This is a genomic window from Actinomadura sp. NTSP31 (genome assembly GCF_041951385.1).
Lineage (GTDB): Bacteria > Actinomycetota > Actinomycetes > Streptosporangiales > Streptosporangiaceae > Spirillospora > Spirillospora napierensis.
Genome location: NZ_JBGNUT010000064.1, coordinates 1 through 9,835, shown reverse-complemented (window position 1 = coordinate 9,835; position 9,835 = coordinate 1). Strand labels below are relative to the sequence as shown.

The window sequence follows — 9,835 nt, the reverse complement described above, 5'->3', positions numbered from 1 at the left end:
GCCCCCACGCCCCCGGCGCTTCGCGCTTTCGTGCACGTTCGGCTGGGTTCGTCAGGCTGTGTAGCGGAGGACGGCGCCTACGTGGAGGCCGGCGTTGGGGCCGTCCGACGGGAGGACGACCAGGTCGCCGTCGGTGGCGGTGACGGCTCTGATGAGGGCGGCGTCGGCGCGTTCGGGGGTGGGGTCGGCGACGCCGAACTCGCTGCGGAGCTCGTCGGGGTCGGCGGCCACCTGGCCGGGCTCCGGGCCGATCCACAGGCGGGCGGGGGAGTCCGGGTCGTCGTCGAGCAGGAGCGTCTCCACCTGGCCCTGCCGGACGGCCTCGACGGTCGCGGGGAGGCCCGCGACGGCGCGCTGGCCGTTGGCGAGCTCGCGGTCGAAGCGCTCGGCGACGGCCATGACGCGCTCGGTCGTCTTCAGCTCCAGGACGCGGCGCACTTCGGCGTCGAGGTCGGGGTCGCCCACGTTGGTGTTCTTGTCGGTCTCGACGGTGCGTTCCAGGACGTACTCGGAGACCTCCTCCAGGACGGCGTTGCGGGCGCGGGTGTCGCCGGCGATGACCACGGCCTCGGCGCCGCAGCGTTCGGCGGCGCGGTCGATCTCGTGCGCGACCTTCTTGGCGTTGGACTTCCAGACGTTCTCGGAGGAGCGCTGGAAGCGGGACTGGTTCCAGTCGCCGGCCTTCGTCTTGCGGATCGGGTAGTCCTCGTCGCCCTGGACGTCGATGTGCTCGTGGCGCCCGTCGGCGCGGACGCAGTCGATGGCGCCGCCGCGGCGGTCGACGACGGCCAGCAGGTGCGGGAACCGCTCACCGCGGTCGGCGAGGTAGGGCACGACGTGCGGGAGCGGGGCGACGGTGGCGTGCGGGACGCGGGGCGGGCCGGGGAGCCGGTCCCGGTGCACCACCTCGCCGTCCGCCGCGAAGATCACGAAGCCTTCGGAGCGGCGCAGGGCCATCTCGTCGAGGACGGCCTGCTCGACGGCGCGGAGCGTGGCCGCGGGGGCGTGCTGGGCCTCCAGGTCCGCGCGCAGCGCCCGCCACCGCAGCTCGGCGGCCTTGGACGCGTCCTCGGTCGTCCGGGTGAGGTCGGCGTACACCGACGCGTAGGGGCCCGGGCGTTGGTACAGCGTCTTGAGGAATGACAGCTCCATAGGGTGGCCGTACCCGATCCCGCTGGGGCAAACGTAAAGAATGTGGCGATTGGGGCGTTCTAGCCCTCGGCGGACTGCTGCAGGCGGGCGTAGGCCAGCTGGAGCCAGTCGGAGCCCGCCACGGCCGTCATGGTGGCGCCGGCCAGCCGGGTCGCGTCCGGCGCGAAGACGAGCCCGGCCGCGTAGGCGGTCGCGACCCACTGGCCGGTGCAGAACGGGCAGGTGATCAGCTCGCCGACGGCGTGCCGGACGCCGTGGCCGCGCGCCTCCTCGGCGAGCTCCGCGGGGCCGGACGTGCCGGAGTAGCGGGTGAACGGGGCGCGCAGCGGGCTCGTCACCGGGTCCTTGGCGATCAGCCGGGACAGCTTGTGCGTGGTGATCGTCATCAGCGCGAGGTCGCCGAGCCCGACGGGGGGCGTGCGGCCGCGGCGCCGCCAGGCCAGCAGCGCCATCGCGCCGGTGGTGACCGCGTACACCGCCATGGTGCCGAGGTAGGAGCCGAGCGGGCGGTCCGCGTCTCCGGCGTACTCGTCCTTCTGCTTGCGGGCGGTGTCGACGACGGTGTTCATGCCTGTTCCTTTCCGGCCGGGACGATCACGCAGAACTCGTTGCCCTCCGGGTCGGCGCACACCGTGGTGGGCCAGCCGTCGTCGACGAACGGGCCGCGCACGACGGTGGCGCCGAGCGCCGTGACGCGGGCCAGCTCGGCCTCCATGTCGGCGACCCGAAGGTCGGGATGCATGCGGTTCTTGCCGGCCTTCGGCTCGGGGACCCGCTGCAGCAGCAGGCGGGGCCCCTTGCCGCGGGGGTCGGTGAGGCCGACGTACGGGGGGTCGTAGCCGCCGCGCTCGTAGCCGAGGGCGGCGGCCCAGAAGTCCGCCAGCGCGTCGGGGTCCGCGCAGTCCAGGACGAAGACGAGCTCCATCAGTGGTCGCGCAGCGCCTTCACCAGCTGGGACTTGTTCATCGACGAGCGGCCCTCGACGCCGATCTCGCGGGCCCGCTTCATCAGCTCTTCCTTGGTCCAGTCGTCGTAGGAGGGGTTCTTGCCGCCCTTGCTGCCGACCTTCTTGCCGCCCTGGTTCGCGGACGCGTTGGCGATCCGGGCCGCCTTCTCCTTGCTCTCGCCCTTGTCGCGGAGCTTCTGGTACTTCTTCTCGTCCTTGATCTGTGCTCTGGGCATACGAGGTGACTACCCGGTATGCGTGGTCCACACATGGAGTCCCCTTATCGGGGACAATGGCATCCGGAAAGGGGACACGTGCGCATCGGCATCCTGGGCCCGCTGGCCGTGCGGGACGAGGCCGCGCGGCCGGTCGAGGTCAGCGGTCCGCGGCTGCGCGCGCTGCTGGTCCGGCTGGCGGCCGAGGCCGGGCGGCCCGTGTCGGCCGAGCGGCTGCTGGACGACCTGTGGGACGGCGCACCGCCCGCCGGCGGCGGCAACGCGCTTCAGGCGCTGGTCTCGCGGCTGCGCGGCGTCGCGGGCCGCGACCTGGTCGAGCACGGCCCGGGCGGCTACCGGCTGGGGATCGACCCGGGCGAGGTCGACGCGGTCGCGTTCGAGCGCGCCGTCGCCGCCGCCCGCAAGGAGCACGATCCGGCGCGCCGCGCGGACGGGCTGCGCCGCGCCCTGGATCTGTGGCGCGGTCCCGCGCTCGCGGACATCGCCGACGCCGACCACGCCCATGCGGCGATCGGCCGGCTGGACGAGCTGCGCCTCGCCGCCGTCGAGGACTGGGTGGACGCGGAGGCCGCCGCCGGAAGGCCCGTCCCGCCGGTCGCCGAGCTGGAGCCGCTGGCCGCCGCGCACCCGCTGCGCGAACGGCTGCGCGGCCAGCTCATGCGGGCGCTGTACGCGGCGGGGCGGCAGGCCGACGCCCTGCAGGTGTACGAGGAGACGCGGCACGCGCTCGCCGAGCGGCTCGGCGTGGACCCCTCGCCGGAACTGTCCGCCGTCCACCTGTCGATCCTGCGCGGCGAGGCCGCGGCGCCCGCGGCGCCCGCCGCACCCGCCGTTTCCGAGGCGCCCGCGAGCCCCGCGCCGGAGCCGCCGCGCACGAACCTGCCGGCGCAGCTCACCAGCTTCGTCGGGCGGGAGGAGGAGTCGCGCCGGATCGGCAAGCTGCTGCGCGAGTCCCGGCTCGTCACGCTGACCGGGCCGGGCGGCGCGGGCAAGACGCGGCTGGCCGGCGAGACCGCCGCCGGGCTGCTGGACGGCATGCCGGACGGCGTGTGGTTCGTCGCGCTCGCCCCGGTCAGCGACCCCGGCGACCTCGTGCTGGCCCTGATCACCGCCCTCGGCGTCCCCGACACCGTCCGCAAGGGGGAGGCCCGCACCGTCCCGCGCCCCCTCGAACGGCTCACCGACTTCCTGACCGCCAAGCGGACGCTGATCGTCCTCGACAACTGCGAGCACCTCGTCGACGCGGTCGCGGAGCTGGCCGGCCACGTCCTCGCCCAGGCCCCCGGCGTGCGGATCCTCGCGACGAGCCGCGAGCCGCTCGGCATCACCGGCGAGTCGCTGTGCCCCGTCCCGTCGCTGCCGCTGCCGCCCGAGGACGGCGAGCCGGAGCCGGCGGACGCGCTCGGGTACGCGGCGATCCGGCTGTTCGCCGACCGGGCCGCGGCGGTGCGCCCGGGCTTCGCGGTCGACGCCGGCACCGCGGGCGACGTCGTGGCGATCTGCCGCGCGCTCGACGGCATCCCGCTCGCCATCGAACTGGCCGCCGCGCGGCTGCGCTCGCTCACCCCGCGGCAGGTCGCCGACCGGCTCGGCGACCGGTTCCGGCTGCTCACCGCCGGCAGCCGCGCCGCGCTGCCCCGGCACCGGACGCTGCGCGCCGTCGTCGACTGGAGCTGGGACCTGCTGGACGGCGCGGAGCGCACCGTGCTGCGCCGGCTGTCGGTGTTCGCGGGCGGCGCCACCCCCGAGAGCGCCGTGCGGGTGTGCGGCCTGGACGCGCCCGACGCCCCCCACCCCGACGACGTCATCGACGTGATCGCCGCGCTGGTCGACAAGTCGCTGGTGATGGCGGACGGCAACGCCGACGTGCGCTACCGGCTGCTGGAAACCGTCCGGGTCTACGCGGCGGAGAGGCTGGACGAGGCGGGGGAGGCCGATCGCGTCCGCTCCGAGCACGCCGCGTACTGCGTCGACCTCGCCGAACGCGCCGAGCCCGAGCTGCGCCGCGCCGACCAGCTCCGCTGGGCCGCGCGGCTGACCGCCGAACGCGACAACTGCAGCGCGGCGTTCCGCCACCTGACCGCCGTCCGGGACGTGCGGTCGGGACTGCGCCTCGTCGCGGCCCTGGTGTGGTTCTGGATGATGCGCGACATGGAGCTGGAGGCGGGCGGCTGGGCCCGGTCCGTCCGCGACATCGCGGGCGACGCCGCGCCGCCGGGGATGGAGGAGGAGTACGCCATGTGCGTCATCTCCGCCGACCTCGTCGCCGAGCTGTCCTCCCCCGAGGGGACGACGAACGAGTCGCTGCGCGCGGCCCTCGACCGCGTGATGCGGTTCGTCCCGGACTCGCCCCGCCACCCGGCCCTCGCCCTGGCCCGCCCGGCCAGCAGCATCTTCACCGGCGACCTGGAGGAGACCCGGCGGCTGCTGCACGCCGTGGAGGACCACCCCGACCCGTGGGTGCACGGCACCGTCCGGGTGATCCTCGGGCACATGGCGCTGAACAGCGGCGAGATCGACCGGGCCGCCGCCGAGGCGGTCGAGGGCTGCGCCGTGTTCCGCGAGCTCGGCGACCGGTGGGGCCTGATCCTGGGGCTCAGCGCCATGCTGCAGGTCGCCTTCGCGCGGGGCGAGCTCACCGAGGCGCTCCGGTACGGCGAGGAGGCGCACGGGTACACCCGCGAGGGAATGAGCGCCGAGGCCGGCGCCGGGATGCTCACCGCGCTCGCGCGCGTGCGCGCCATGATGGGCGACGTCGAGCAGGCCCGCCGTGACCTGGACACCGCGATCGCGGCGATGGAGCGCGCCGGCGAGTTCGCGGACGCCGCGGCCGCCCTACTCCTGCTCTGCGATCTGGCGCTGCAGGAAGGCGCCACGGAGGCCGCCCGCGACTACGCCGACCGCGCCTACAAGTGGGTCGAGCCGCGCCGGCGCCGTCCCGACTTCAACCGGGAGATTCGCCTCACCTACTGCAGGTTCGGCTGCCTCGCCGAGGAGGAGGGCGACCTGGAGGCGGCGGCCGCCTGGCACGCCCGCGCATGGGACGACCTCCCCCACGACTGGATCACGGGCAACCCGCTGCTGGCGGCCCTGCTGGAGGGTCTCTCGGCGCTCGCGGCGGCGCGCGGCCACCCTGTCCGCGCCGCGGAGCTGCTCGGCACCGCGCACGGCCTGCTGGGCTTCCGGCACGAGGGCTCGCACGAGGTCCGCCGGGTGGTGCCCGCGGTGCGGCGCGAGATCGGCGCGGCCGCGTTCGAGGAGGCCTACGAGCGCGGCCGCCGCGTCACCCGCGACGACCTCTTCGCCGGCGTGGCCGGCATCGTCGAATCGGCCTGACCGGCGCCGACCTCCCGGTCACCGGGACCGGGACCGGGGGCGCGCGCCGCGACCGCGCCGCATAGCGTCCCGCCCGTGCCGACACCGCCGACCCTGACCGATGCCGCCGAGGCGCTGCGCGCCGGCGCCGTGACGAGCGTCCGCCTCACCGAGGACGCCCTGGCCGCCGCCGACCGGGGCCCGCTGCACGGCATACCGTTCGGCATCAAGGACGTCATCGCGGTGGCCGAGGGCCCCACCAAGGCGCAGAGCACCGTCCTGGACCCGCGGTGGCCGCCGGACGCGACGCGCCCGTCGTCGCCAGGCTGAAGGCCGCCGGCGCGGTGATCACCGGCAAGACCAGCACGATGGAGTTCGCGTGCGGGATGCCCGACCCGTCCGGGCCGTTCCCGGTCCCGCGCAACCCGTGGGACACCGCCGCCTGGCCCGGCGGCTCCAGCTCCAGCTCCGGCACCGCCGGCGGCGTCGCCGCGGGCCTGTTCCTCGCCGGGCTCGGCACCGACACCGCGGGCAGCATCCGAATCCAGGCCGCCTTCTGCGGCGTCACCGGCCTGATGCCCACGTTCGGGCGCGTCCCGAAGTCCGGGGTCGTCCCGCTCGGCTACAGCCTCGACCACGTCGGGCCGCTGGCGCGCAGCGCCCGCGACTGCGCCGCCGTCCTCGGCGCCATCGCCGGCCCCGACCCCTCCGACCCCGACGCGGCCGAGGTCCCGTACACCCCGCCGGTGTTCGACGGGACGCTCGACGGCGTCCGCATCGGCGTGGTCCGCGACCACCATTTCCCGGACGACGCCGACCCCGCGCTGGCCCCGGCGTTCGACGAGGCGCTGCGCGTCCTCGCCGGGCTCGGCGCCGCGCTGGTGGAGGGACGCCCCCTCCACCCGCCTCGCGCTCGCCCGCGGGGCCCTCGTCACCGGCGCCGACTACGTCCAGGCCCAGCGCGTCCGACGCGTCGCCCAGCGGGCGCTCGCCCGCCTCTTCGACGACGTGGACCTCATCGCCGCGCCGACGCTCGGCATCGGCGCCCCGCGCTACGCCGACATCACCGACGCCGCCGGCGACATCAACATGGACGCCACGTCCCGGTTCTTCTTCACTCCGTACTGGGACGCCGTCGGCAACCCCGTCCTCGCCGCGCCCATGGGCGCGACCGCAGCCGGGCTGCCGCTGTCCCTCCAGCTCGCCGGCCCCGCCTTCGGCGAGGCGGGCATCCTGCGCGCCGCCGACGCCTACCAGCGCGTCACCGACTGGCATCTCCGCGTCCCACCCCTCGCCACCGCGCAAGGAGACGACCGTTGACCGAGACAGTCCCCACCGACGACGCGACCGGCAAGGCGACCGAGGCGACCGGCGAGGCGAGCGGGGACGTGGCGGCCATGCTGGCCCGCTGCGGCCTGCCCGCCGGACCGTACGAGCTGGCCTACCTGTCCGCCGAATACCCCTACCTGAAGGCCGGCATCGACATGCTGTACGCGATGACCGGAGCGAGGGACGCCGACCCGGTGCTCCGCTTCCGGGCCGGCGTCCCCGACGCCCGCTGACATCGCCGTGCTGTTCAGGCGCGGCGCGAGTACATGCGCATGGCCAGCGGGAACGTGACGACGACGATTCCCGCCGCCCACGCCAGCGTGTACCAGACGTGGTTGCCGACCGGCCCGCCCACCGTCAGGGCCCGCACCGAGTCCGCCAGATGCGTGACCGGATTCACCTTCGTCCACGCCTCCAGCCAGCCCGGCATCGTGGAGGTGTCCGGCACCAGGATGCTGCTGCCGAACGTGAGCGGCATCACCCAGATGAACGCCAGGCCCTGCACCGTCTCCGGCGACGGCGCCACCAGCCCGACCAGCACCGAGATCCAGCACACCGCCAGATAGAACACGTACGCCAGCGCGAACGCCGCGAGCACCGACAACGGGTCGGTGTGGAACCGGAAGCCCAGGATCGAGCCGAAGCCCACCAGCACCACCATCACGGTCAGGAACCGGACCGTGTCCCCGAGCACCGACCCGATCAGCGGCGCCGACCTGGCGATCGGCAGGCTCCGGAACCGGTCGAACACACCCCTGTGGATGTCCTCGTTCAGCGCCGTCCCGAGGCCCATCGTCGCGAACATCGCCATCTGCGCCACCAGCCCCGGAAGCAGCTGCTGCAGGTAGGCGTGCGTGTCGCCCGCGAGCGCACCGCCGAACACGTACAGGAACAGCAACAGGAACACGATCGGCATCAGCGTCGTGTCCAGCAGCTTCTCCGGCGAATGCCTCAGCTGCGCGATGTTGCGCCACGCCAGCGTCAGCCCGTGCCGCAGCGTCCTGCGCGGGCTGATCCGCGCCGGCGGCCCGGACGTGGCGGGCGCCTCGACGGTCATCGTGCTCATGCCATGCTCCCCTCGGAGATCAGGTCGGCCGGCCGCTCCTCCGCGACGTGGCCGGTGAGTGTGAGGAAGACCTCGTCCAGGCTCGGCAGCCGCAGCGACAGCTCCGCCGCCACGATGGACGCCTCCTCCAGCCGCCGGACCAGCGCCGGCAGCAACTTCGGGTCCTGGACCGGTGCCGTGACCAGGCCCGTCGCGTCCTGCACGTCGGGCCGCTCGCCGGTCAGCTCCGCCACGATCGCGGTGAGCTGCGCCGTCCGGAACATCTCGGTGGCCCGGACGGCCAGGGTCTGCCGCCCGATCCGCGACTTCAGCGCGCCGGACGTCCCCTCGGCGATCATCCGGCCGTGGTCGAACACCGCGATCCGGTCGGCGAGCGCGTCCGCCTCGTCCAGGTACTGCGTGGTCAGCAGCACGGTCGCGCCGTCGTCGACCACCTCGCGGACCGTGTCCCACACCTCGTTGCGCGCCCGCGGGTCCAGCCCGGTCGTCGGCTCGTCCAGGAAGATGACCTCGGGGCGGTTGATCAGGCTCGCCGCCAGGTCCAGCCGCCGGCGCATGCCGCCCGAGTACGTCTTCACCGCGCGGGACCCCGCCTCGGTGAGCCGGAACCGGGTCAGCAGCTCCCGTGCCCGCGCCTTCGCCTCGGCCCGGCCGAAGTCCAGCAGCCGCGCGATCATCACCAGGTTCTCGGTGCCGGTCAGTTCCTCGTCCACCGACGCGTACTGCCCGGTCAGCCCGATCATCGCGCGCACCCGCACCGCGTCCCTGACCACGTCGTAGCCGCACACCGAAGCGCGGCCCGCGTCCGGCTTCAGCAGCGTCGCGAGCACCCGGACGGCGGTCGTCTTCCCGGCCCCGTTGGGGCCGAGCACCCCCAGCACCGTCCCGCGCTTCGCGGCGATGTCCACCCCGTCCAGGGCCACCGTCTCCCCGAACCTCTTCCGCAGGCCCTCGGCCTGGATCACATCGTCCATCGGTCGGCCTTTCACAGATCGTCGTGCTGACATCGCCAAGCTTCCGGGAGGGCCCTGACGCGGCGCGCACATCGCCGCCCGGACGCTGACGCCCGGCTGACGCGCCGCTGACGCCGGTCGCCCGCACCCCCGTGACCAGCGGGTTTCCCGAGTCCGTCCGCGAGGTGTCCAGGGGGTGGCGGCGCCGATTTGACGGACCGTACGAGGCTGCCTAATGTTCTTCCTGCCCCAAGGGGATGCGGGACGCCGAGAGGCGGACGGCCCCGGGGGAAGCCACCGAGAGAAAAACGGTTCGAAGCCTGCTTCGGAGCGAGGTACTCTTGAGTGGAAGGCCCGAGAAGGGATGCAGGACGCCGCAAGGTGGCCGGCCCTGGGGACTCCACCGAACGATCAGACACAGGCGATCTTGGTCGCCTGTGATGGCGCGCGGCGGACGGGCCGAGAACCTGAAGATCGACTCAGCGAGTCGGGTTGACAGGATCGAAAGTTCCGGTAAGTTAGAAGGGTTGCCCCGGAGCGAGGTTCGCGAGAGCGGATCGAGCGCGGTGGGTGTCCGTTTCTTGAGAACTCAACAGCGTGTTAAAAGCCAGTGCCTTTATCGGTTCGGCCGGTTGGCCGGATCGCCCCGTGCCGTCCCTCTTCGGGGGATGGTGGGGATTTCTTTGAGGCAATGCGATCCTTTCGGGGATTGTTTGCTGGGATTGTTTCCTGAGGTTTGGCTGCTTGGAGGGTTCGCCCCTTCTGGGTGGTCGTTTGGACCTTGATGGAGAGTTTGATCCTGGCTCAGGACGAACGCTGGCGGCGTGCTTAACACATG

Annotated in this window: 10 protein-coding genes and 1 pseudogene; 5 read left to right on the top strand and 6 right to left on the bottom strand. The window is 73.7% G+C overall.

Annotated elements, in window-relative coordinates:
- Positions 1 to 51 precede the first annotated feature (51 nt).
- The 4 genes from ACA514_RS48120 to ACA514_RS48105 are packed head-to-tail and all read right to left on the bottom strand — an operon-like array spanning position 52 to position 2,334.
- On the bottom strand, positions 52 to 1,152 hold the full coding sequence (locus ACA514_RS48120) for a Vms1/Ankzf1 family peptidyl-tRNA hydrolase (protein WP_375048265.1): 1,101 nt from the start codon (positions 1,150 to 1,152) through the stop codon (positions 52 to 54).
- Between the two features lie 59 nt (positions 1,153 to 1,211).
- Positions 1,212 to 1,721 carry a DUF1360 domain-containing protein gene (locus ACA514_RS48115; RefSeq protein WP_375048264.1) on the bottom strand — a complete coding sequence of 170 codons (510 nt, stop codon included), beginning with the start codon at positions 1,719 to 1,721 and terminating at the stop codon, positions 1,212 to 1,214.
- Positions 1,718 to 2,077, bottom strand: a complete 360-nt coding sequence (locus tag ACA514_RS48110; protein WP_375048263.1) for a VOC family protein — start codon at positions 2,075 to 2,077, stop codon at positions 1,718 to 1,720. Before ACA514_RS48110 ends, ACA514_RS48115 begins: the two co-directional genes overlap by 4 nt.
- The gene (locus tag ACA514_RS48105) at positions 2,077 to 2,334 is read right to left on the bottom strand and encodes a Rho termination factor (RefSeq protein WP_375048262.1); all 258 of its coding nucleotides are present in this window, start codon (positions 2,332 to 2,334) and stop codon (positions 2,077 to 2,079) included. Before ACA514_RS48105 ends, ACA514_RS48110 begins: the two co-directional genes overlap by 1 nt.
- 78 nt (positions 2,335 to 2,412) lie before the next feature.
- Here ACA514_RS48105 and ACA514_RS48100 point away from each other — a divergent pair, with 78 nt between their 5' ends.
- The 5 genes and pseudogenes from ACA514_RS48100 to ACA514_RS48080 all read left to right on the top strand — a co-directional run bounded on the left by ACA514_RS48100 (position 2,413) and on the right by ACA514_RS48080 (position 7,211).
- Positions 2,413 to 5,670 (top strand): BTAD domain-containing putative transcriptional regulator, encoded by a 3,258-nt coding sequence (locus ACA514_RS48100; protein WP_375048261.1) that lies wholly within the window; start codon positions 2,413 to 2,415, stop codon positions 5,668 to 5,670.
- Between the two features lie 75 nt (positions 5,671 to 5,745).
- A complete protein-coding gene (locus ACA514_RS48095) occupies positions 5,746 to 5,979 on the top strand; it encodes a hypothetical protein (protein ID WP_375048260.1) in 234 nt (77 codons plus the stop codon).
- A pseudogene (locus tag ACA514_RS48090) lies at positions 5,940 to 6,503 on the top strand (amidase family protein); the annotation flags it as partial. The gene ACA514_RS48095 and the pseudogene ACA514_RS48090, both read left to right, overlap by 40 nt.
- Positions 6,448 to 6,969, top strand: a complete 522-nt coding sequence (locus tag ACA514_RS48085; protein ID WP_375048266.1) for an amidase family protein — start codon at positions 6,448 to 6,450, stop codon at positions 6,967 to 6,969. The pseudogene ACA514_RS48090 and the gene ACA514_RS48085, both read left to right, overlap by 56 nt.
- Positions 6,966 to 7,211, top strand: a complete 246-nt coding sequence (locus ACA514_RS48080; protein WP_375048267.1) for a hypothetical protein — start codon at positions 6,966 to 6,968, stop codon at positions 7,209 to 7,211. Before ACA514_RS48085 ends, ACA514_RS48080 begins: the two co-directional genes overlap by 4 nt.
- A gap of 14 nt (positions 7,212 to 7,225) precedes the next feature.
- Here ACA514_RS48080 and ACA514_RS48075 read toward each other — a convergent pair whose 3' ends face one another.
- Both ACA514_RS48075 and ACA514_RS48070 read right to left on the bottom strand, forming a co-directional pair.
- A complete protein-coding gene (locus ACA514_RS48075; RefSeq protein ID WP_375048259.1) occupies positions 7,226 to 8,044 on the bottom strand; it encodes an ABC transporter permease in 819 nt (272 codons plus the stop codon).
- Positions 8,041 to 9,018, bottom strand: coding sequence for an ATP-binding cassette domain-containing protein (locus ACA514_RS48070; RefSeq protein WP_375048258.1), 978 nt, complete (start codon positions 9,016 to 9,018; stop codon positions 8,041 to 8,043). The genes ACA514_RS48075 and ACA514_RS48070 overlap by 4 nt, the downstream gene beginning before the upstream one ends.
- Positions 9,019 to 9,835 lie beyond the last annotated feature (817 nt).

Bases quoted from the DNA above. Each gene is read 5' to 3' on its own strand.
- ACA514_RS48120 (WP_375048265.1), bottom strand. From the start codon at position 1,152: ATGGAGCTGTCATTCCTCAAGACGCTGTACCAACGCCCGGGCCCCTAC.
- ACA514_RS48115 (WP_375048264.1), bottom strand. From the start codon at position 1,721: ATGAACACCGTCGTCGACACCGCCCGCAAGCAGAAGGACGAGTACGCC.
- ACA514_RS48110 (WP_375048263.1), bottom strand. From the start codon at position 2,077: ATGGAGCTCGTCTTCGTCCTGGACTGCGCGGACCCCGACGCGCTGGCG.
- ACA514_RS48105 (WP_375048262.1), bottom strand. From the start codon at position 2,334: ATGCCCAGAGCACAGATCAAGGACGAGAAGAAGTACCAGAAGCTCCGC.
- ACA514_RS48075 (WP_375048259.1), bottom strand. From the start codon at position 8,044: ATGAGCACGATGACCGTCGAGGCGCCCGCCACGTCCGGGCCGCCGGCG.
- ACA514_RS48070 (WP_375048258.1), bottom strand. From the start codon at position 9,018: ATGGACGATGTGATCCAGGCCGAGGGCCTGCGGAAGAGGTTCGGGGAG.